At 47.0% G+C, this 22,221-nt stretch carries 17 protein-coding genes; 14 read left to right on the forward strand and 3 right to left on the reverse strand.

Translation table 11 applies throughout. From position 1 onward, the window contains the following. The first annotated feature begins 36 nt into the window (after nucleotides 1–36). From recA to rny, 3 genes are all read left to right on the forward strand, one after another. Nucleotides 37–1,104, forward strand: a complete 1,068-nt coding sequence (gene recA / locus DWX26_RS08035; RefSeq protein WP_022463338.1) for a recombinase RecA — start codon at nucleotides 37–39, stop codon at nucleotides 1,102–1,104. After that, nucleotides 1,105–1,731, forward strand: coding sequence for a regulatory protein RecX (locus DWX26_RS08040; RefSeq protein WP_117760399.1), 627 nt, complete (start codon nucleotides 1,105–1,107; stop codon nucleotides 1,729–1,731). A gap of 148 nt (nucleotides 1,732–1,879) precedes the next feature. After that, a complete protein-coding gene (gene rny, locus DWX26_RS08045) occupies nucleotides 1,880–3,445 on the forward strand; it encodes a ribonuclease Y (RefSeq protein ID WP_022463336.1) in 1,566 nt (521 codons plus the stop codon). A 112-nt stretch (nucleotides 3,446–3,557) separates the two neighbouring features. Here rny and DWX26_RS08050 read toward each other — a convergent pair whose 3' ends face one another. Further along, nucleotides 3,558–4,388 carry a helix-turn-helix transcriptional regulator gene (locus DWX26_RS08050; protein WP_117760398.1) on the reverse strand — a complete coding sequence of 277 codons (831 nt, stop codon included), beginning with the start codon at nucleotides 4,386–4,388 and terminating at the stop codon, nucleotides 3,558–3,560. A gap of 187 nt (nucleotides 4,389–4,575) precedes the next feature. On the opposite strand from DWX26_RS08050, the gene DWX26_RS08055 reads away from it, so the two are divergent. From DWX26_RS08055 to DWX26_RS08100, 10 genes are all read left to right on the forward strand, one after another. After that, the gene (locus DWX26_RS08055) at nucleotides 4,576–7,158 is read left to right on the forward strand and encodes a glycoside hydrolase family 3 protein (protein WP_118601206.1); all 2,583 of its coding nucleotides are present in this window, start codon (nucleotides 4,576–4,578) and stop codon (nucleotides 7,156–7,158) included. A 214-nt stretch (nucleotides 7,159–7,372) separates the two neighbouring features. Continuing rightward, complete coding sequence (locus DWX26_RS08060; protein ID WP_022463333.1) at nucleotides 7,373–7,948, forward strand: stage II sporulation protein M; 576 nt, start codon at nucleotides 7,373–7,375, stop codon at nucleotides 7,946–7,948. Nucleotides 7,949–8,059: 111 nt separating this feature from the next. Further along, a complete protein-coding gene (gene xerD / locus DWX26_RS08065; protein WP_118601207.1) occupies nucleotides 8,060–8,941 on the forward strand; it encodes a site-specific tyrosine recombinase XerD in 882 nt (293 codons plus the stop codon). A gap of 288 nt (nucleotides 8,942–9,229) precedes the next feature. Beyond that, nucleotides 9,230–10,756, forward strand: a complete 1,527-nt coding sequence (locus DWX26_RS08070) for a response regulator transcription factor (protein ID WP_118601208.1) — start codon at nucleotides 9,230–9,232, stop codon at nucleotides 10,754–10,756. Beyond that, the gene (locus tag DWX26_RS08075; protein WP_118601209.1) at nucleotides 10,756–12,558 is read left to right on the forward strand and encodes a sensor histidine kinase; all 1,803 of its coding nucleotides are present in this window, start codon (nucleotides 10,756–10,758) and stop codon (nucleotides 12,556–12,558) included. Before DWX26_RS08070 ends, DWX26_RS08075 begins: the two co-directional genes overlap by 1 nt. Nucleotides 12,559–12,889: 331 nt before the next feature. Beyond that, nucleotides 12,890–13,822: an ABC transporter permease gene (locus DWX26_RS08080; RefSeq protein ID WP_118601210.1), complete on the forward strand. Its 933-nt coding sequence runs from the start codon at nucleotides 12,890–12,892 to the stop codon at nucleotides 13,820–13,822. A 24-nt stretch (nucleotides 13,823–13,846) separates the two neighbouring features. Continuing rightward, the gene (locus DWX26_RS08085) at nucleotides 13,847–14,755 is read left to right on the forward strand and encodes a carbohydrate ABC transporter permease (protein WP_118601211.1); all 909 of its coding nucleotides are present in this window, start codon (nucleotides 13,847–13,849) and stop codon (nucleotides 14,753–14,755) included. A 46-nt stretch (nucleotides 14,756–14,801) separates the two neighbouring features. Beyond that, entirely contained in the window at nucleotides 14,802–16,340 is a 1,539-nt protein-coding gene (locus DWX26_RS08090; RefSeq protein ID WP_118601212.1) for an ABC transporter substrate-binding protein, read from the forward strand. Between the two features lie 332 nt (nucleotides 16,341–16,672). Continuing rightward, entirely contained in the window at nucleotides 16,673–17,497 is an 825-nt protein-coding gene (locus DWX26_RS08095) for an MBL fold metallo-hydrolase (protein WP_118601213.1), read from the forward strand. Between the two features lie 38 nt (nucleotides 17,498–17,535). After that, nucleotides 17,536–18,882, forward strand: a complete 1,347-nt coding sequence (locus DWX26_RS08100) for a glycoside hydrolase family 30 protein (RefSeq protein ID WP_118601214.1) — start codon at nucleotides 17,536–17,538, stop codon at nucleotides 18,880–18,882. A gap of 115 nt (nucleotides 18,883–18,997) precedes the next feature. Here DWX26_RS08100 and DWX26_RS08105 read toward each other — a convergent pair whose 3' ends face one another. Further along, entirely contained in the window at nucleotides 18,998–20,032 is a 1,035-nt protein-coding gene (locus tag DWX26_RS08105) for a 3-deoxy-7-phosphoheptulonate synthase (protein WP_118601215.1), read from the reverse strand. A 211-nt stretch (nucleotides 20,033–20,243) separates the two neighbouring features. Beyond that, nucleotides 20,244–21,605 (reverse strand): polysaccharide biosynthesis protein, encoded by a 1,362-nt coding sequence (locus DWX26_RS08110; RefSeq protein WP_055218215.1) that lies wholly within the window; start codon nucleotides 21,603–21,605, stop codon nucleotides 20,244–20,246. A 158-nt stretch (nucleotides 21,606–21,763) separates the two neighbouring features. Here DWX26_RS08110 and DWX26_RS08115 point away from each other — a divergent pair, with 158 nt between their 5' ends. Further along, entirely contained in the window at nucleotides 21,764–22,219 is a 456-nt protein-coding gene (locus tag DWX26_RS08115) for an RrF2 family transcriptional regulator (protein ID WP_022463329.1), read from the forward strand. The last annotated feature ends 2 nt before the right edge of the window (nucleotides 22,220–22,221 follow it).

Below are 22,221 nucleotides of genomic sequence, written 5' to 3' on the forward strand. Positions count from 1 at the left end.
CGAACGGACGTTCGCGTGGTAAGGAGAATATTCAGTATGGGAAATAATAACGAAGATAAACTGCGTGCACTCGATGCCGCACTTGGACAGATTGAAAAACAGTACGGAAAAGGAGCTGTCATGAAGCTCGGAGATTCCGCAGCAAACATGAACGTGGAAACCATCCCGACCGGCTCTTTAAGCCTGGATATCGCACTCGGTCTTGGCGGTGTGCCGAAGGGAAGAATTATTGAGGTATATGGACCGGAGTCTTCCGGTAAAACAACCGTAGCGCTCCACATGGTAGCCGAAGTACAGAAACGCGGCGGAATCGCCGGCTTCATCGATGCAGAGCATGCGCTCGATCCGGCCTATGCCAAAAACATCGGTGTTGATATTGAAAACCTTTATATCTCACAGCCGGACAACGGCGAGCAGGCACTTGAGATCACCGAGACGATGGTCCGTTCCGGTGCGGTAGACATCATCATCGTGGACTCTGTTGCAGCCCTCGTTCCAAAAGCCGAGATCGACGGCGACATGGGAGATTCCCACGTCGGACTGCAGGCGCGTCTGATGTCTCAGGCACTCCGGAAACTGACTGCAGCGATCAGCAAATCCAATTGTATTGTTATCTTTATCAACCAGCTGCGTGAAAAAGTCGGTGTCATGTTCGGAAATCCGGAGACCACAACCGGCGGTCGTGCACTGAAATTCTATTCTTCCATCCGTCTCGATGTCAGAAGAATTGAAGCCTTAAAGCAGGGCGGAGAGATGGTCGGAAACCGTACCAGAATCAAAGTCGTGAAAAACAAAGTAGCTCCGCCGTTCCGCGAGGCAGAATTTGATATCATGTTCGGAAAAGGAATCTCCAAAGAAGGAGACGTTCTGGATCTGGCAGCTTCCGTCGGCATCGTACAGAAGAGCGGCGCATGGTTCGCATACGGCGGCGACAAGATCGGCCAGGGACGCGAAAATGCGAAAGCATACCTGCGCGAGCATCCGGAAATCATGGATGAGATCGAGCACAAAGTGCGCGTGGCTTACGGCCTGATCAAGGAAGAAGCGCCGGAAGGCACAGAAGAAACAGCAGCAGTTCCGGAAACCGAAGGAGACGACGAATAAATGTTTGTGACAGAGATTCGTCCTCTGAATAAAAAGAAATCACGGATCCTCTTCGATGACGGAGAGGATCTGGTTCTTTATAACGGGGAAATCCGCGCTTCCCGCATCAAAGAGCAGGAGGAGCTTCCCGATGAGGTTTACGAAAAGCTGGCAGGGGAAGTGCTGACTAAAAGGGCCAAACACCGCGCGATGTATCTGCTGCTCAGACAGATGCGGACGAAAAAAGAGCTGGAAGATAAGTTACGAAAAGACGGCTATCCCGAGAGAGCCATTGAAGAGGCTGTCTCGTACGTGGAGAGCTTTCACTATATCGACGACCGCGCATACGTGGAGCAGTATCTTGCGGGCAGCGGTGCGAAAAAAGGGAAAAAGGCAGTCCTCTATGCGCTGGCACAGAAAGGCGTGGACCGGGAACTGGTGGAATCCGTCCTGGAAGAGCAGGAGGATGCCCGCGATGAGTATGAACTTGCAAAAAGTGCCGCCTTCGCAAAGCTCGGCACGCCGCACCGGCTGGATGAAAAAGAGTACCGCCGTGCCGCCGGTTTTCTGACGCGGAAGGGATTCGGCAGTTCCGAAATCCGTCGGGCACTGGAAGAATACCAAGATTCCGCTGACGAAGAATCCTGAATATTCCCGGCGATTCCGCCACATGCCGCGAAATTATGTGCAATAAATTACATGAATATTTTTAAAACATTGACAAATTTGTGAAAACAGTATAAAATTGTAGTGTTGTAAATGTGCAATGAAAACTAAATAAGGAGGTGCTCCGGTAATGGGTACAGGTATTACAATTCTGCTGGTATTCATTGCTGTAGTAGTCACGCTGCTTATTGCGGTTCCTGTTACCAGGAAAATTGCTGTGGACAATAAAATCAAGCAGGATGCTGAGAAAATTGGCACAGCGGAAGAAAAGGCGAGAAACATCATAGATGAAGCACTGAAAACTGCCGAAACTAAGAAACGGGAAGCCCTGCTGGAGGCGAAGGAGGAGTCTCTTCGTACGAAGAATGAAGTAGAAAAAGAGACCCGAGAGCGCAGAGCGGAACTGCAGAAATATGAGAAGCGCGTTTTATCGAAAGAAGAATCTGTAGATAAAAAAGCGGACGTATTGGAGCGTCGTGAAAACGAAATTGCAGCAAAAGAGGCAAGCGTCAGAAAGAAAGAAAAGGAAGTAGACGGTCTACACGAAAAAGGAGTACAGGAACTGGAAAGAATTTCCGGTTTTACCTCCGAGGAAGCAAAAGAGTATCTGTTAAAATCTGTGGAAGACGAAGTAAAAATCGACACAGCAAAGCTCTACAAAGAGCTGGAGAGCAGAGCAAAAGAGGAAGCAGGCCGTAAGGCAAAAGAGTATGTGGTAACAGCTATTCAGAAATGTGCTGTCGATCACGTATCTGAGAGTACCATCTCCGTGGTACAGCTTCCGAGCGATGAAATGAAAGGCCGCATCATCGGCCGTGAAGGACGAAACATCCGTACACTCGAAACCATGACAGGCGTTGACCTGATCATCGACGATACACCGGAAGCAGTCGTTCTTTCCTCATTCGATCCGATTCGCCGTGAGGTGGCAAGAATTGCTCTGGAAAAACTGATCGTAGACGGAAGAATCCATCCGGCCCGCATCGAAGAGATGGTAGAAAAGGCCCGCAAAGAAGTAGAACAGAATATTCGCGAGGAAGGCGAGGCAGCCGCACTGGAAGTCGGTGTACACGGACTTCATCCGGAGCTGATCCGTCTCCTTGGAAGAATGAAATTCCGTTCCAGCTACGGACAGAATGCATTAAAGCATTCGATCGAGGTAGCACAGCTTTCCGGTCTCCTCGCAGGAGAGGTAGGATGCGATGTCCGCATGGCAAAACGTGCCGGACTGCTTCATGATATCGGTAAATCCATCGACCATGAGGTAGAAGGATCTCACATTCAGATCGGTGCAGATCTCTGCAAAAAGTACAAAGAATCTCAGATTGTGATCAACACAGTAGAATCACATCACGGGGATGTAGAGCCCCAGTCTCTGATTGCATGTATCGTTCAGGCAGCGGATGCAATTTCCGCAGCAAGACCGGGTGCAAGAAGAGAAACACTCGAAACATATACCAACAGATTAAAACAGTTGGAAGACATCACGAATTCGTTCAAGGGTGTCGAAAAATCTTTTGCTATTCAGGCTGGTAGAGAAGTCCGCATCATGGTTGTTCCTGAGCAGGTATCCGATTCTGAAATGGTACTGCTCGCAAGGGATATCTCGAAACAGATCGAAGCTGAACTGGAATACCCGGGACAGATCAAGGTCAATGTTATCCGCGAGAGCCGTGTAACGGATTACGCGAAATAAAAGACTTTCTACGAAACAATTTAATAACGAAATCAAAAAGAGGCTGTGGACATGAGCAATCATGTTCCACAGCCTTTTCAGTGTGTATAAGAACAGTAAGTTTCAAAAGAATTTATACGTGCCGTATCCGGTTCGAGCGCATTTTCTGAGGTGTAGAGCCATACAGCTTTTTGAAGGTCCGCATAAAAATTTTGTAATTCGACAGCCCGTTTTTCTCCATCAGTACCGTGATCGTTTCGTCGGAATTCTGTAAATCTTCGTACAGGTGCATCGTGCGCACATCGTTCAGATATTCGAGAAAGGTCTGTCCGGTATACTTTTTAAAGAGCCGGCAGAAATACTCTTTCGAGAGCGCCAGGGAATCCGCGGCTGTTTCGAGGCTTAACGGTTCCGGGTAATGCACTTTCACCCAGTTCATAACGTGTGTCACGCGCTGCAGATCGCGCTGTGAACCCGTGAGGGATGCCGAAGGGATCTGGTGGGAATACGACCGGCAGAGATGGTACAGAAATTCGTACAGTCGTGAGGTAAAGAGAAGCTGGTATGAATCGGAAGGATTCTGCCGGATCTCGTTCATCTCCGAGAGCAGTGCGCGGAGCGGAGCCGGCTGTTCCGAGTAGGGAATGATCGTGTCGAAACGCATCGTATCAAAGTCCGGCAGATATTGGCGCATCTGGCTTGCGGAAATCTGCAGCAGAAGATATGTACAGGTGTTGGAGCGCGTCATATGGAGGTCGCCGGAGTTGATGATAATCAGATCGCCCTCGTTTAACCGATACTCCGTTGCCTGGACAATCGCGGAAAACTGTCCCCTGATCAGATAGAGAATTTCCACATATTCGTGCCAGTGCGCCGGAAAAACAAAAGCGGGCGCATCCTGCAGCTCAAAACGGACGTGCAGCAGATCGGTTTCGTGTATTGTTTCGTAAAAGCAGGATTCCATAAGTACCTCCAGGATGTGATAGAAATATACGTCAATTATAATCAAAAAAGATAAGAATATTGTACCAGAAATTGGGCGAAATATCAATATCAACCAGAGAAAGGACAAGAAAGGAACTAGAAGTTACACGAAAAAGGGAAGATAATGGAGACATTAGCACGAAACAAAGTTTGGGAGGAACAAAGACATGAAAGCAAAGGTAAGAACCTTTAACGGAACTACATCTCCGGAAGTAACCCAGCGTGAAACAGATCACCGCAAACTTGCCCGCGAGGCAGCAGCAGAGGGATTCGTTCTTCTGGAAAACAAAGATCATTTCCTGCCGCTGGCAAAGGGCAGCAAGGTAGGTCTTTACGGAACAGGTGCGATCCGCACCATCAAAGGAGGCACCGGTTCCGGCGATGTCAATGAGCGTGACAGCGTTAATATTTTCCAGGGCATGAAAAATGCAGGCTACGACGTAACAAGCAGTGAATGGCTGGAGGATTACGATAAACTCTACGTACAGGCAAGACTGGACTGGAAAAATGAGATTTTCACAAAATTGAACGGAGACGACACAAAATTCTTTGATGCGTACTCTGCAACCCCGTTCTTTATGCCATCCGGAAACCCAATCGATGAAGAGAAAGCAGCAGCCGACGGTGCAGACACCGCATTCTTCGTTCTGGCACGTATCGCAGGAGAGAACAAAGACCGTTTTGATACGGAGGGTGACTACTTCATCTCCAAAGAAGAGAAAGCTATTCTGGCACAGGTTTCCAGATGCTATAAAAACGTTGTTCTTGTTATCAACACCGGCGGCCTGATGGATCTGGCATTCGTAGAAGAATTTGACAATATCCGCTCTATTTTACAGTACGTACAGGCAGGCCAGGAAGGCGGAAATGCATTTGCTGATGTTGTAAGCGGCGATGTAACCCCATCCGGAAAAATGACAGATACCTGGGCAAAAGATTACTATGATTATCCGGGTGCAGAGGTTTACAGCTACAAGAGCGGCGACCTCATGAAAGAAAAATACGAAGAGGGTATCTTCGTTGGATACCGTTACTTCGATACCTTTGAAGTACCAGTCCGTTACTCCTTCGGTTACGGTATGTCCTACACCGATTTCGAGATCAGAACCGATGACATCAAAGTAAGCGGCCGCGGTATGATGAATCCGAAAGTAAGCGTGACTGTTACCGTCACCAACACCGGCGATACTTATGCAGGAAAAGAAGTTGTACAGATCTACGCTTCCTGCCCGCAGGGCAGACTGGTGAAAGAGTTCCGCCGTCTGGCAGGCTTTGGAAAAACAAAACTGCTGGCTCCGAAGGAATCCCAGACCATGACCATCACCTTCCCGCTGTATCAGCTGACTTCCTATGAGGAGGAAAGCGCATCCTGGATTCTGGAGCCGGGCATGTATGGTATCTGGATTGGAAATGATCTGAATACATCTGTTCTCTCCGGCGCGCTGGAGCTGGACGAGAAAGCAGTCATGACAGCGTGTGAAAATATCTGCCCGCTGAAAGAGGAATTGAATGAGATTGTTCCTGATGCAGAAAAAGTTCAGGCAAGAGAGGCTGCATGGCAGAAGGAAGTAAAAGAAAAGAGAATGAGCGTGATCGAGCTTAAAGCATCTGAGATCCCAACTGAGAAAGTAGATTACCAGCCGGTACCGGAAGAGCTTCCTGGAAAAGCAGGAAAGATTGTGGAATCCCTTTCTGTGGATCAGCTGGCACTCCTTGCAACCGGTGATCCGGGAAGAGCACAGGGCAACGCGCTTGGCTCCGCAGGAATTTCTGTTCCGGGAGCAGCAGCGGAGACATCCCCGTGTGCTTCGGAGGAGCCGTGGAATGTAACCACGATTGCTCTGGTCGACGGACCTGCAGGTCTTCGTCTGAAGAGAGAATACCAGGTAGACAACGGAGAGATCGTAGCGAGCGATTTCCTGGCGGCACTGGAAGGCGGATTCTTCAGCAAACCGCAGGAAAAACGCGGAACAACCTATTATCAGTTCTGTACCGCAATTCCGGTTGGAACACTTCTGGCACAGAGCTGGGATATAGAACTGATCAAGAGAGTCGGCGAGATGATCGGCCATGAGATGGAGCTGTTCAACGTAACACTGTGGCTGGCACCTGGCATGAACATCCACAGAAATCCGCTCTGCGGAAGAAACTTTGAATATTATTCCGAGGATCCGCTGCTTGCCGGTATGATGGCGGCTGCTATGACGCTCGGTGTACAGAAGGTACCGGGCTGCGGAACCACGATCAAACACTTCGCATGCAACAATCAGGAGGATAACCGTATGGGCTCCGATTCCATCCTGTCCGAGCGTGCCCTGCGTGAGATCTATCTGAAAGGCTTTGAAATCGCAGTCAAAGATGCACAGCCGATGTCCATTATGACATCTTACAACCTGATCAATGGTGTACACGCTGCAAACTGCTACGATACCTGCACGAAAGCAGCGAGAGATGAGTGGGGATTTGCAGGAGCTATCATGACCGACTGGACAACCACCAACGTACAGATCCAGGGCGAGTGTACGGCAGCGGGCTGCATGAGAGCCGGAAATGACATGGTAATGCCGGGTCTGCCGGAGGATCACGAGAACATCAAAAAAGAACTTGCAGATGGAACTCTGACGATGGCAGAATTGAAACGCTGCATCTATAACACGGTAAATATCGTACTGCAGTCCAATATGTACGAGGGCGCAGTCAGCTACCTTGATCAGTTCGATGATCTGGATACCTATCTTGTCGTGAAATAAAAGAAGTGAAAAATATCTTATGGGGATATACAAAAAGCAGGGTTTGAAATGAACGGACATTTCGGTGCGTGAGACATTGGGGGACCCTGAAAAGAGGAAAGAAGTGCCATTCGCAGATGGGGGTCTGCGGAGCAGGCACTTCTTTTACGTATATTGTCTATGAACCGTGAATACATTGACAGTAAGGCAGAAAATAAGGAGGCGCAAAAAGCAAATGAGAGAACGGGATGAGAATGCATATATTCGTTTTTTTGCCCTCTGGTTTGCGGCCGGTATGACCCTCGGTGTACTGCTGCTGCTTGCGGCATCCCACACGGGAATGAAGGAGGGAAATAGCGTCCGCCTATTTCAGGCGGAGGCGTTTTTTGGAAGAAAAATTTCCGCAAAGGCCTGCTTTTCCTATCTTCTAAAGGTACGGTTAGCACCGGCATTTGCGGGACTTCTCTTTGGATTGACGGCAATCGGTGCGTATTTTGCCACTGCTGCCGTTTGGGCATATGGTTTTCTGTGTGGCGTCTTTCTCTCGGCTGCCTATCTGCAGAACGGAATGGCAGGTCTTTTATTCTTTTTTCTGGCTCTTTTTCCGCAGATTTTCCTCTACCTTGCCGCGTTATTTCTGATGGCTGCTGCGTGCAGCCGGATGGCAGAGACGAATCACCTTGCCGGCGGCATACAGAAAAAGGAATATTTTTGCTTCGGCGTGCGCTACTTCTTTGCACTGATCCTGCTTCTGTGGGGTATTCTGCTTGAGAGTTATGTCAATCCGTGGTTTCTTGCGAAAATCCTGTAAAAACGGTCGGAAAAGGGAATTGCATTTTTGAAAAAACGTGTATATAATTAAAAGCATTGTTACCCTTTATCGGGCAGTGAGAGGGAGAAAAAAGCAAAAAGGAAAAAAGCTATGCAGGAAACGATACAGTCATTTACGGACTATCTACAGACGGAAAAGAAAGCGTCAAAAAATACAGAAGTCTCCTATCAGCGCGATCTTCGAAAGCTGGCAGTTTTTTTGAAGGAGCACGGAATAGAAAAACCGGAGCAGATGAATGCAACGGTTTTAAATTCTTATTTATTATATCTGGAGCGGGAACACTTCTCCCCGGCAACGATCTCGCGCAGCATTGCGGCGATTCATATGTTTTGCCAATATGCATGTCAGGAGGGAAAAATGGTATCTGACCCGTCGAAAGCACTGCAGCCACCGAGGGTTGAGCGGAAAATGCCGGAGATCCTTTCCATCGCAGAGGTCGATCTGCTGCTTCGCCAGCCCAAAACCGACACGCCAAAGGGGATCCGCGACAAAGCAATGCTGGAAATGCTGTATGCGACCGGTATCCGCGTCAGTGAGCTGATCCATTTGAAGATACAGGATGTCAACCTTATGATGGGCTACATCACCTGCCGCGATGAAAAGGAGCGGATCGTTCCGTTCGGCGGACCGGCGAAAAAGGCGTTGGAGCAGTATCTGGGGAGTGCGCGCGCAGCCCTGATGCATGGACGGGATGATGATGTACTGTTTGTCAACTGTTCCGGAGGTCCGATGAGCCGTCAGGGATTCTGGAAAATCCTGAAATCCTATGCGAAATCCGCAGGCATTACGGCGGATATTACGCCGCATACCCTGCGCCATTCGTTTGCAACCCATCTGCTGCAAAATGGTGCGGATTTAAAGAGCGTCCAAGAGATGATGGGACATGCCGATATTTCGACGACACAGATGTATCTCCATCTTGGCGTCAACAAAATCCGTGATGTTTACCAGAAAGCACACCCGAGAAAGTAGCAGTTTTACCAGAAAAAAAGCAAAGAAACAGCGTGTATGACAAATTTTTAACAAAAAGTTTGGCGTGTACGCTGCTTTTTTTGTTGTCATACATACAAGAAAAGGGATCAGTGGAACTTTTTCTTGTTCACAGAGTACAAAAAATATGATATACTTAGTTTTACGGTGTGTGTAAGGGTAAACGAAAGATTTTTTGTATATATAGTAGAAAAACGGACTTTCACGCACAGCGGTGTCTGCGTAAGCGGACGTATTCATTTAGAATGATAACAGATAAAGAGGTATCCTATGAAACTGATGGTAGTCGAAGACGAAAAAGTAATTCGGAATGGTCTTTTAAAGCATGTGCCCTGGCAGAAACTTGGCGTTTTGGAAGTGCAGGCAGCAGAAAACGGAGAAAAAGCGCTGGAACTGGCGGAAACGTTTCATCCGGACATCGTTCTTTCTGACATCCGGATGCCAGGCATGTCCGGAATAGAGCTTTGCAGAACATTAAGAGAAAAATATCCGGAAATAGAAATTATTTTTTCCACTGGCTATGCAGATAAAGAATATCTGAAAGCAGCGATCGATCTGCATGCGGTTGGATACGTGGAAAAGCCGGTGAATGTGAATCTTCTGGCAGAAAATGTAAAAGAGGCGGTAAAACGCGTCGGAGAGCGCAGAAAAAATGAGCGCGCAAAACTCCGAAATTATCTGCTGGAGCTGGATACCGATGTTTCCATGGAACAGGCAGAGGGTACGTACTTCCGGATTGTCAGAATTCATTTCGACAGGGAAGGCTGTGGAAATGGCTTTCTTCCAATGTTCGAAAAGGAACTGAAAGCGGTCTTTTTACAGCATGATATTTCGATGACAGCAACACTTCTTGATCCGTTTTGCCTGATTCTTCTTCTTGGAAGTGAGGAAGAAAAGCGGTGGAAGAAAATAGAACCCATCCTGCTGTCCGCTTTGAACAAATTCACATCGGACGGCACACTGGGCGGATATTTTGTTTCCAACGGAACAAGAGGAAGCGGAAAAGAAGAAATTCTGCGTTCCTACCACGAAGCAAAAGAGGCAGAGAAAGCGCTTTCCTGGCTTGGATGGGGAAAAAGTGTGTGCTTTGAAGAAGTGCCGCCGGAACTTCCCTGGGAATCGGAGTGGAAACAGGATGGTAAAAAACAGCTGGATGTTTTTTATCATCTGTTAATGGAAAAAGAGAAAAAAGAAGCCTGTCGTTTTCAGAAAAACTTATACGAAGAGCTGGTGCAGCGTCATATGCATATGAGCAGTACGGTTCGCTATATTTACTGCCAGATGCAGGAAATGCTGGAGAAAGCCGCAGAGTATTTTTATCCCGGAAACATGGAAAAACCGTGGGAACAGAACGGAACCGACTTTTTCTGGCAGGCAGAAACCTTTGCGGAGATGCGCGATGAGATGATCCGGCGGATCGAACAGCTTCTGGAGCGGTCTGAGGATGGAAAAGAGAAAAAGAAAACAGAGAATTCCTTTACCATCAGCAAGGTGACGGAATACATACAGGAACACTATGCAGAGACGGATCTGTCGATTGCCAGAATTGCCGATTCGGTTTATCTGACACCAACATATCTGTCCGCTGTTTTCAAAAAGCAGACCGGGCTCACCATCGGACAGTATCTGCTGGGAATCCGTGTGGAGCGTGCTAAACAGAAAATGAAAGATCCGCAGCTGAAATTCTATCAGATCTCAGAGCAGGTTGGGTATGCGGATGCCAACTATTTTGCAAAAATTTTCAAAAAGATGACAGGCATGACACTAACAGAATATAAGGAGAGTCTGCGGCTGTGATGAGAAATCCAATACAGAAATTATCGATGCAAAAGCGGATGATGCTGTACTTCGCGGTTCCACTGATTCTGGTACAGATTATCCTTTGTTTTCTTTGCTATCCGCAGGTGATTCGCAGATATCGGGAGAAGACAGATTACACGGTAGAACAGTCCATTAATCAGACGATTTCTTTTACCGAAAGTTATCTGCAGAACATGACCTATCTGGCAGACATGGTGGAAAACAGCTGGGTGATTCAGGACACTTTGTCAGCAAAGGATTTTGGCGGAAACCGGCCTTATTTTGACCAGTGGCTTGAATATTATGAACTGAATCGGGAATTTAATTCGTATGAGCTGTCGAACTCGATTTACCGTTTCTGTCTGTATGTGCCGGATGACGTGATATATTCAGGAAATCATTATTTCTTTTTCGAAAACTCCCGTTTAAAAGAACGCAGTGATTATGTCGATTTGCGATATACATTAAATCAGGGAGAAGACTACGTTGCACTGAGTCAGGAACGTTCGGGGATTGATAAACAGGAAACATCACAGATGGTTACATTGTATCACCGGATTGTTTCGAAAGAAGCAAAGGATCAGGAAATTGGTATTTGCAGCATCAGCGTATCCGTGAGCTGTTTTCAGGATATTATGCAAAATGCCAATATCACGTCGAAAGGTCTGGTTTATCTGATGAGTGAAAACGGACGTCTGATTGCCAGTTCCAGCAGTACGATCCTGCAGAAAATGCAGAGGAGCGGAGGAATCTTAAGTTACGGGCCGGAAATTTCGATGGAAAAGAAAAAAGAAGGTCAGATGGAATATTATGCAGTCCGCCGGAACGTAAACGGTGCCGCCTGGCAGATGATTTCCATGATTCCAAAGAGCGAATATGAGGATCAGTACCGGATTCTCTGGCTTTCGGCGATTCTGATGATGGGCGGCATGATTGTTGTCATTGTGATGATATCTTATGTTCTTTCCGGCTATTATGTCGGAAGGCTGAAAAAGCTGAAAAGCGAAATGGCCGGTCTGCAAAATGGAAATTTAAATGCGAATCTGCCGCTCGAAACAGAAGGGGATGAAATCGAAGAAATTTACCATAACTTCAATGGCATGGTACAGGAAGTGCAGCGTCTGATGCAGGAACATTACAAGCTCGGTAAAGAAGTCAAAATGGCGGAAGTGCGGGCCCTGCAGGCACAGATCAATCCCCATTTTCTCTACAATACGCTGGATCTGATTAACTGGATTTCCATGGATTATGGGGCAGAGGAGATTGGCACGCTGACCTGGAACCTGGCGCGCTTTTACCGTTTGAGCCTGAATCACGGAAAGAGCCTGATTACGATCGGGGAAGAAGTGGAACATGTACAGGTTTATGTGAACATTGAGAATTACCATTTTGACAATCAGATTTCACTGAATGTTGATGTCCCGGAGGAATTAAAAGGCTTCGCCTGCCTCAACATCATTTTACAGCCCTTTGTGGAAAATGCGATTGTCCATGGCATTGCGGAATACAGCGAAATCGAAAGCTGCAGCATCGCAATCCGGGCACGGAAAGAGGAAGAGGATATTATCTTTACCATACAGGATGACGGCCCGGGCGTAAATGTGGAACAAATGCAAAAAGAAACGGAACAGGATATCAAGAAAGCCCGGCACGGGTACGGCGTGCGGAATATCAATTTCCGTTTAAAACTCTGCTTCGGAGAAAAATACGGCGTAACATATAAAGAAAGTGAAAAAGGAACGTGCGTAGAAGTAAAAATTCCGGCCATGACTATGGAAGAAGCAGAAGAGAAGATCTGACAGAAAAAAGGAGAGACATTTGTTCTCTCTTTTTTTTGCACAAAAGGAAAGAAAACCGATACAGAAAACCAGAAAAAACTATACAAGTTCACAAAAAAGCAGGAGAAAAACAAGAATTTTCCTGTACGAGATCACGGAAAACATAAAATATTACTAGAAATCAAAGTTTTGTTGGGTACAAAATAACCAAATTGTCCGGTATAATAAGTTCATCAGTTAAGAACAAGCCCCAAGACAAAGCGATGTGTGGAGGGTCTTGGGAGCACTTAAAGTTATCGCCGGCAAAAAACAGTTAAGTGCAGGAACTATGAAAAAGAAAGGAAGTCAACAAATGGGAAAGCATGTTAAGAGTTTTGTAACAGAAGTAAAGAAAAACAGAGCCCTTTTTGTTATGGCGATGCCTGCATTTCTGCTGGTATTGATTATGCAGTATCTTCCAATGTCCGGATTGGTACTGGCATTTAAGAACTATCGATATGACCTTGGTGTATTCGGAAGTGAGTGGAATGGATTTGCAAACTTCGAGTACCTCTTCTCATCCGGAACCGGATGGTTAATCACGAAAAATACCGTTGTGTATAACCTGTTAAACCTGGTTACCTCACAGCTTCTTGCCGTTTTGATCGCGATTTTTATTTCAGAGATCAACAAAAAAGTGTTCAAAAAAGTAACACAGTCCATTATCTTCTTACCGTACTTTATTTCCTGGGTTATCGTTGGTGTATTCGTTTACAACATCTTCAACTACGAAACCGGTATCCTGAACAGCGTTCTTACTTTCTTCGGAGCTGAAAAAGTAAACATGTACGATGCTTCCAAAGCAGGCATCTGGCCATGGATCATCTGCCTGTTCAACTCATGGAAATGGTGTGGATATAACTCCGTTATCTACATTGCAGCAATTACCGGTGTAGATGCCGAGATTCACGAGGCAGCTTCGATCGACGGAGCAAACATTTTTGAGAGAATCCGTTACATCACCATCCCGTGCATCCTTCCAACCATCATTACCATGCTTCTTCTGCAGGTAGGACGTATCCTTCGTGGTGACTTCGAGATGTTCTATCAGATCGTTGGAAACAACGGACAGCTCTTCAACAAGACAGACGTTATCGATACTTATGTATTCCGTTCCCTGCTTCAGAACTCTAACCTTGGTATGACAGCAGCAGCGTCCTTCTACCAGTCCGCCATCTGCTTTGCAACCATCATGATCGTCAATGCAGTTGTAAAACATGTAGAAGAAGATCTGGCACTGTTCTAAGACAGAGAAAAGGAGGAATTCGTTATGCAAGCTGTTGCAAAATCACAGAAAATCAAGAAAAGTACTTCGACAAAAGTATTTTACGTAATCTGCTATGTATTCGTAGCACTGATGGCTCTTGTATGTCTCCTGCCGTTTGTTATGGTAGTTTCCGGATCATTTTCATCTGAGCAGGCGATTCGGTTCCAGGGCTATGGCATTCTCCCAAGAGACTTTACCACCGCTGCTTACTCACTGATTTTTAAGAGCCCGATGACCGTTGTCCGTGCTTATGGCGTATCTATTTTCATCACCTTAGTCGGAACAGCAATCGGCCTTCTGCTTACCACAATGACCGCTTATGTTATCAGCCGTAAAGATTTCAAGTACAGAAACGCTCTGTCTTTCTTCTTCTACTTTACAACCCTGTTCAACGGCGGTATGGTTTGCTCTTACATTTTCTACATTCAGTACCTGCACTTAAAAGACAGCTATCTGGCCCTGATTTTACCAGGTGTATTCAATGTCTTCTATCTGCTGATTATGAGAACTTTCGTATCTGCAATCCCGACTGCACTGATCGAATCTGCAAAGATCGACGGCGCCGGTGAGTTTAAAACATTCTTCAGTATCATCCTGCCGCTTCTGAAATCCGGAATGGCAACCATCGGTCTGTTCCTTGCCCTTGGCTACTGGAACGACTGGTACAACGCAATGCTGTACATGAACTCAGAAACAAAATACCCGCTGCAGTACATGCTGTACGCCCTGATGCAGAAAACACAGGCGATGTCCCAGATGGCAAGCTCCGCAAACATTCCGTTGCAGGATATGCCGTCCAACTCCCTGAAACTGGCGATGGCAGTCGTAGCAACCGGTCCGATCATTCTGGTATATCCATTTGTACAGAAATATTTTGTTAAAGGTGTTACAATCGGTTCTGTCAAAGGTTGATGGACTGATTTTATAAAGGCAACACAAAAAAGGAGGAAAAAGAAATATGCAGAACAAAAATTTAAGAAAAGCACTTGCTGTTTCCATGGCAATCGCCATGACAGGCGGACTGCTTGCAGGCTGCGGTAACAGCAGCTCCAGCGGATCTTCTAACAGCGGAACCACAAACAGCGGTTCTACCGCATCCGCAGATGGAGAACTCGATACATCTGAGTTTGTAGAACTTTCGATGTATGTCATCAGTGACCGTCCATCCGGACAGGATGAGATCGATGAGAACCTGAACAAACTGTTAAAAGAGAAACTGAACTGCTCCTTAAAGATCAACTGGATCGGCTGGGCAGAGTATGCAAACAAATATCCGCTGCTGTTCTCTTCAGGAGAGGAATTCGATATGGCATACAGCGCAACATGGCTGAACTTTGCATCTCTGGCACAGAAAGGTGCATTCAAGAGCCTGGATGAGCTCTGGCCAACCTACGCTCCGAAGAACTTTGCAGCACAGTCTGAGGAAGCAAAACAGCAGGCTACTGTAAACGGAAGCTACTACTGCGTACCATCTCTTCTGTCTACCTACAATGCATACGGTCCAATGTGGCGTGGCGACCTGGTAGAGGGAACCGACTGGGACGGAAAGATGGAAACTTTTGAAGATATTGAAGAGTACTGCGATCTTGTTAAAGAGACTCATCCGGAGATGGAGTGTATCGATCTTTACTCTACCGCACCGGAAATCTTCTTCATGTACATGGAAAATCAGGGACTGGCTACCTTCAATGGTATCCGTTATCTGTGGTATGATCCGACAGCAGAGAATCCAACCGTTATGACTTCCTATGAGCTGGAGAAAACTCCTGAGTTCCTGGAAATGATGGCAAGATGGAATGAGAAAGGCTTCTATTCCAAATCTGCTCTGTCTGATACCGACAGCACCAAATTCCAGAACGGCAAAGCTGCTCTGAAGATCCACAACATTGATACTTACGTAGGACAGGCAATTCTTCATCCGGAAAATGATATCCATTACGCCAATATGGTAAAAGATGTTGCTCATCTTCCATATACTCAGGACTGCATGGTTATCTCCAACACATCCAAACATCCGGAAAGAGCAATGGCTCTGTGGGATCTGATCACCAACGATCAGGAAGTATATGATGCATTCTATTATGGTATCGAGGGAACTTCCTATGAGCTGAACGATCAGGGACAGTTCAAGATCCTGGATACTGACAAATATGGCACCAACGCAATGTGGTCTGCAAGAAGTGACGCTCTGAACCGTCAGCAGCAGGGAACTCCGGATGATTATCAGACAAATGTAGATGATTTCGAGTCCAAAATTGTTTCCGGACAGGGAAATGAGAAATTTGCAGGTTTCGTACTGGATACTTCTTCCTTTGAGACCCAGCTTGCTGCATGCAACAACGTACAGCAGCAGTACTGGTGGCCACTGGAGCTCGGATATACCGAAGCTGAGTCTGGTTTAGCCGATTATCAGTCCCAGATGGAAGCAGCTGGTATCGAGACTATGAAAGAGGCAGCTCAGAAACAGCTTGACGATTATATTGCAAGCCTGAAATAAGACTTCCATAAAATAAAAATAGCAAAAGACCCGGCGGGAGAAATCCTGTCGGGTCTTTTGTGGTGCCATACATCCGAAAGAAACTGCCGGCGGCAGCTCTGCCGGTGACGGCGAAAGCAAAAGGACAGATAAAATTCTATAAAATGTTGCAAAAATAAAGGGAAACGATTTGAAAACTATACAAAATAACGGAAAAACGTAGGATATTACTAGAAAACGTAGTTTTGTAGCCTACCAATGCAATATGGAATTTTATATAATGACGTTACCAGAAAATTTCGGACAAACAATAGTAAAAGGAAACAGCGATCCGAAAGGAAAGGAAACAAAACATGATAAAAGAACCAATGGTCATTGAAATAGCAAAAAATACGTATGCAATTAACGAGTTTGGCCTGTCTGCGTGCTATTTCCTGATTGGAGAGGAACGGGCGCTTCTGATTGACACCGCGTGCGGACTTTCTGATTTAAAAAGTATTGCAGCAAGTCTGACAGATAAACCATATGATGTTGTCCTGACACATGGGCATCACGATCATATTGGAGGGATTGGTGCATTTTCGGATGTCTATCTTCAGGAAGACGATTTTGAAATGGTGCGGAATGTAGATGTGGAGGTGCGGCGTAATTTTGCAGAAGAGCTTGGAAGAGCAGGCGGCTACGAAGCGTTTTCCTATGATCCGAAAAAAATTCAGCCGTTTGAAAGATTACCAAAGTTTCATGCTTTGCACGAGGGTGACTGCTTTGAACTTGGAAACCGTCGTGTGGAATGTATTGCGGTTGCCGGCCATACACCGGGCGGCATCTGTTTTCTGGACGAAATTACAAAGATTCTGTTTTCGGGAGACGCCTGCAACCAGAACCTTCTTGTGCTCGGATGCAGTGTGAGAAAGACACTGGAGGGCTTATATCATCTGAAAACGTATGAAAACCGTTATGAACGCTCCTACAGCGGTCATATTGGCTTTGGCGGGGAACTGTGCTTTTTCAGTCAGCCGGAGACGATTCTGGATGACTGTATCAGAACAGCGGAACAGATCCTGTCCGGTGAAGTGACGGGAAGAGAAGCGCCGCGCAAAGGCATGCTTTACGCGGAGTATGGAACCGCAAGACTTAGTTATTACCCGGATTGCCTGGAAAAGGCGCCGGAGCAATAAATCTATCTGCAAAAGCAGAGAAAAGGAGAGGTAATTGTATGGCAAAAGTAACATTACATGCAACCATCTTTGGGGAAGATGGCATCAAAACAAGAGACTATGAGACAGCACTGATTCCGGACGCGAAAAATCAGGAAATGCAGGTCATTAACCTGTACCCGGACAAAACGTATCAGAAAATTGAAGGATTTGGAGCAGCACTGACGGAATCTGCAGGCTATGCGCTGTCCCGCATGAGCAAAGAAAATCAGAAGAAAGTAGTAGACGCTTACTATGGAAAAGACGGCATTGGCTATACGATCGGCCGTATTCACATGGACAGCTGCGATTTCTCCGTCGGCAACTACTGCGCAGTTGAAAATCCGGACGATCCGGAATTCAAAGACTTCAATCTGGAACGGGATGCAAAATACGTACAGCCGCTTGTAAAAGCAGTATCCAAAACACTTGGAAAATCAGTTTCGCTTCTGCTTTCTCCGTGGAGCCCGCCGGCCTTCATGAAAGAGACAGGCGTAAGAAACGGCGGCGGACACCTGAAAAAAGAGTGCTACCAGGATTACGCAAATTATATTGCAAAGTACATCACCGAGTACGAAAAACTTGGCATGCCGATTTCCTGGATGACCGTACAGAACGAGCCGCTGGCCGTTCAGACCTGGGATTCCTGCGAGTATACAGCGGCAGAGGAAAAAGAATTCCTTCGTGACTATCTGTATCCAACCTTAAAAGAAAAAGGCCTGGAGTATGTAAAACTGTATATCTGGGATCATAACAAAGAGAGAACGTACGAGAGAACGCGAGATATCGTAGATGAGACGACAAAAGACATGATTGCCGGTGTTGCATATCACTGGTATTCCGGCGATCATTTTGACACCCTTTCCATGGTAAAAGAAGATTACCCGGATCTGATGCTGATGCACAGCGAGGGCTGTGTGGAACTGGCACGCTATGGCGCGGCAGCCGGAAACTCCCTGCGCCATGCCAAACAGTACGCACACGATATCATTGGGGATCTGAACCACGGTATGAACTACTGGATCGACTGGAACCTTGTGCTGGATGAAATCGGCGGACCGAACCACGTAGACAATTTCTGCGGTGCACCGATCATCTGCGACGGAACAACGGATACCATTGAGGTGAAACCAATGTTCCACGCGATTGCACATTTCTCAAAATACATCAAACCAGGTGCTGTCCGCATTGCAAGCTCCGTTTATTCACCGGATCTGGAAATCACTGCGGCAAAGAACCCGGATGGAACGATTGTCCTTGTTGTGATGAATACGTCAGAAGAGGATAAACTGGTCAATCTCCGTATGAACGGAACCACGACCCGTCTGACCTTCTGGGGCAACAGCATTGCGACCGTATTGATTTAACGAAATTAAAGAAGTGGGTTGCAAATATCCTTAAAAAATATCAGAGATAAGCAAAAACCTCCGCTGCAGACCGGTAAAAATCTGTAGCGGAGGTTTTTCTATCATGCGGTGCAAGTTAGCACTCCTCAGCGATATCATAAATCAGGCGCTCTGTCTGATCCCATCCAAGGCATGGATCGGTGATGGATTTTCCATAGACATGGGTTCCACATCCGATTTTCTGGTTGCCTGACTCGAGATAGCTCTCGATCATGACACCTTTTACGAGACCTTCGATGTCTTTATTGCATCGTCTGGTGTGCAGAACGTCTTTGACGATACGGATCTGCTGCTCGTATTTCTTTCCTGAGTTGGAATGGTTGGCATCGATGATGGTAGCCGGGTTTACGAGATGTGTTTCGTTGTATTTCTCCAGCAGAAGCTGGATATCTTCGTAGTGATAGTTCGGTACGGAATTTCCGTGTTTGTTGGTCGCACCGCGGAGAATGGTGTGTGCCAGCGGGTTTCCGCTTGTCTTTACTTCCCAGGTACGGTAAATAAAGGAGTGAGAGCCCTGTGCGGCGATGACGGAGTTAATCATAACGGAAAGGTCACCGCTGGTCGGGTTTTTCATGCCGGCCGGAATGTCGATGCCGGAAACGGTCAGGCGGTGCTCCTGATTTTCTACGGAACGTGCGCCGACAGCAACGTAGGAGAGAATATCGGACAGATAGCTCCAGTTGGATGGATACAGCATCTCGTCTGCAGAAGTCAGATCGGTCTCCTCGACCACGCGCATATGCATTTTACGCATGGCAATCAGTCCGTGCAGCAGGTCCGGTTTTCCTTCCGGATCCGGCTGATGAACGATGCCTTTATAGCCTTCGCCGGTGGTACGCGGTTTGTTGGTGTACACACGCGGGATGATAATCAGCTTGTCGGATACTTTGTCAGCTACTTTTGCCAGACGGTGGTTGTATTCCAGAACGGCGTCTTCGTTATCTGCGGAGCAAGGTCCTACGATAACAAGAAATTTATCGGAATCCCCGGTAAAAACTTTTGCGATTTCTGCGTCGCGCTGTTTTTTGATTTCGGTTGCGCGGGCACTTAAAGGGTACTGCTCCCGGATCTCTGTTGGGGTGGGAAGTTTTCTTACAAATTCAAGGCTCATTTTGTTTCTCCTTTATCTTAGATGCACTTCTTTTTCGTTTGCGGACAGAAAAGGCATGTTACTGCTTTGCATACGAAAGAAGCTGCCGGCAGCAGGTTCTGCAGGTGCGCTCCGTCGCAAACTATCTATAAATTATAATACATAACGCGAAGATTGTCGATGTTTTTTCGGCGAAAATTCTGTTTCTCTTAAAAAAGATAGAAAAAAGGTATCAATGAACAGCAAATCCGTTTGCAGATTCCCGATGCAGGAACAAAAGTGCCATTGTCATAATGGTAAGTTCACTTGCAAGAATACCATAGAGATAGCCACGGATGCCGAAAACCGGGACGAGAAAAAGAATTGCAAGAATACGAATTACATCTCCGGCAAGGTTCTGGAAAAAAACGAGAGAAGTTTTTCCAAGGCCGTTTAAAATGCTTCCAAGTGTCGTTTCCAGATAGAGAAAAGGACTTAAAAATGAAAGGATACGCAGAAAAACGCCGACTTCTTCGTTTTGAAAAAGGAAACGTCCAAGCCACGGACCGAAAAAGAAAAAGGCAAAAACAGCGGAAGTGCCAAGCAGCACACAGAAAGAAATTGTATAACGGATCGTGTCTGATATTTGCTCCGGCGTACCGTCGGCCTGCTGTTTTGCTACGCCGGGCAGAAGCATGACGGACACCGCGTGGGTGATGGCAGATGGAAAAAAGATCATAGGAAGTGCCATACCGGTGAGAATGCCATACTGCGAGAGCGCTGCTTTCCGGGAAAGACCGAAGGTGACCAGACAGCCGGGGAGCAGAGCACTTTCAATGCTGTGGAGGACATTCAGAAGAATACGGTTCAGCGTAAGCGGAAGATTCAAAACGGCAAGCTCTCGGAAGGTATCGTACCAGAGGGTCTTTTCTTTGAAAAAAACAGAAATCGGGCGGTGTTTCTGAGGGGACCTGCTGTGCGAGACGGACAGGCAGGCCATCAGAAAGAGACACGAAAAGAGTTCGCCGGCGGCAGTACCGAATGCAGCGACAGCGGCAGAGGGGAGGCTTGTGGAAAGACAGAAAAGCCAGGCAAGGTAGGAAGCGCCCATGCGCACGAACTGTTCCAAAAGCTGGCAAAAAGAAGGCAGTGCCGTCTGATTCTGGCCAAGATACCATGCCGAGAGACAGTTGTGGATCCCGGAGGGGAGAATGCCGAGTGATAAAATCCGGAGGAGCAGAATCGTCCGCGGCTCAAAAAGAAGCCGTGTTCCGATAAAATCCGCGCTGAAAAAGAGAAAGATGGAGGCGGAGAAGGAAAGTATCACTACAATGCCGCATCCGGCCGCCAGACAGATCTTTGCCCGTCTGGAATCCTTTTTGGCAAGGTACGATGCGACAAAGCGCGAGAGCACCGTCTGCATGCCGCCTGCGCCAAGGGAGAGCATCAGTGCGTAGAGTGGTGTGGCGAGCTGGTAGATACCAAAGGCTTCCGCACCGATCCGGCGCGACAGGAATATTCTATAGAGAAATCCAAGAATTCTGCAGATGATCCCGGACGCGGTCAGGATCAGTGTGCCAAGAAGAAGCGTGTTCTTTCTTGTGATTTTCAGCATGGGATAGACTCCTTTCACGGCATTGCGCAGATAGTCTAAAATATGCGAAAAAACTCCTTGACAGAACCCCGTGAGAGGTGCTATTCTGAGTGAGAAATAAATCCGATTAAAACTGTCGGAATTGGAAAACGACAGCACAGGAAAAAGGAGAACCAGGAATGAAATTATCGACCAAGGGAAGATATGGCCTGCGTGCCATGATCGATCTGGCGAGTCACGAAGAAGAGGGTGCAGTGTCCATTGCCAGCATTTCAGAACGCCAGAATATCTCAGAGAGCTATCTGGAGCAGCTGGTGCGTCCGCTTCGAAAAGCCGGATTCATTGAGAGTGTGCGGGGAGCAGGCGGTGGATATGTACTTGCAAAACCGGCAGATTCCATTTCGGTAGGAGATGTTCTCCGTGTGCTGGAGGGCGGACTCGAGGCAGTCACGTGCTCGGTCAATGAAGGCCTGGGCGGCTGCGATGCGGCCGATTTCTGCGTCACGCGTTTTGTGTGGCAGAGGATCAATGAGGGAATTACGAACGCTGTGGATTCCATCAGCCTCGGAGAGCTGGTTCAGCAGAGCCGGCAATTAGAGAAAAACAGAAACAGCGATAGAAATGACAAGGAGTGAAC

It is taken from the genome of Blautia sp. AF19-1 (assembly GCF_003479155.1).
Lineage (GTDB): Bacteria > Bacillota > Clostridia > Lachnospirales > Lachnospiraceae > Fusicatenibacter > Fusicatenibacter saccharivorans.

What these genes read in the sequence shown, in the direction of transcription:
- DWX26_RS08075 (WP_118601209.1), top strand. Translation starts at nt 10,756, where the DNA reads ATGAGAAATCCAATACAGAAATTATCGATGCAAAAGCGGATGATGCTG.
- DWX26_RS08110 (WP_055218215.1), bottom strand. Translation starts at nt 21,605, where the DNA reads ATGCTGAAAATCACAAGAAAGAACACGCTTCTTCTTGGCACACTGATC.
- rny (WP_022463336.1), top strand. Translation starts at nt 1,880, where the DNA reads ATGGGTACAGGTATTACAATTCTGCTGGTATTCATTGCTGTAGTAGTC.
- DWX26_RS08100 (WP_118601214.1), top strand. Translation starts at nt 17,536, where the DNA reads ATGGCAAAAGTAACATTACATGCAACCATCTTTGGGGAAGATGGCATC.
- DWX26_RS08115 (WP_022463329.1), top strand. Translation starts at nt 21,764, where the DNA reads ATGAAATTATCGACCAAGGGAAGATATGGCCTGCGTGCCATGATCGAT.
- recA (WP_022463338.1), top strand. Translation starts at nt 37, where the DNA reads ATGGGAAATAATAACGAAGATAAACTGCGTGCACTCGATGCCGCACTT.
- DWX26_RS08085 (WP_118601211.1), top strand. Translation starts at nt 13,847, where the DNA reads ATGCAAGCTGTTGCAAAATCACAGAAAATCAAGAAAAGTACTTCGACA.
- xerD (WP_118601207.1), top strand. Translation starts at nt 8,060, where the DNA reads ATGCAGGAAACGATACAGTCATTTACGGACTATCTACAGACGGAAAAG.
- DWX26_RS08105 (WP_118601215.1), bottom strand. Translation starts at nt 20,032, where the DNA reads ATGAGCCTTGAATTTGTAAGAAAACTTCCCACCCCAACAGAGATCCGG.
- DWX26_RS08095 (WP_118601213.1), top strand. Translation starts at nt 16,673, where the DNA reads ATGATAAAAGAACCAATGGTCATTGAAATAGCAAAAAATACGTATGCA.
- DWX26_RS08080 (WP_118601210.1), top strand. Translation starts at nt 12,890, where the DNA reads ATGGGAAAGCATGTTAAGAGTTTTGTAACAGAAGTAAAGAAAAACAGA.
- DWX26_RS08060 (WP_022463333.1), top strand. Translation starts at nt 7,373, where the DNA reads ATGAGAGAACGGGATGAGAATGCATATATTCGTTTTTTTGCCCTCTGG.
- DWX26_RS08090 (WP_118601212.1), top strand. Translation starts at nt 14,802, where the DNA reads ATGCAGAACAAAAATTTAAGAAAAGCACTTGCTGTTTCCATGGCAATC.
- DWX26_RS08050 (WP_117760398.1), bottom strand. Translation starts at nt 4,388, where the DNA reads ATGGAATCCTGCTTTTACGAAACAATACACGAAACCGATCTGCTGCAC.
- DWX26_RS08055 (WP_118601206.1), top strand. Translation starts at nt 4,576, where the DNA reads ATGAAAGCAAAGGTAAGAACCTTTAACGGAACTACATCTCCGGAAGTA.
- DWX26_RS08040 (WP_117760399.1), top strand. Translation starts at nt 1,105, where the DNA reads ATGTTTGTGACAGAGATTCGTCCTCTGAATAAAAAGAAATCACGGATC.
- DWX26_RS08070 (WP_118601208.1), top strand. Translation starts at nt 9,230, where the DNA reads ATGAAACTGATGGTAGTCGAAGACGAAAAAGTAATTCGGAATGGTCTT.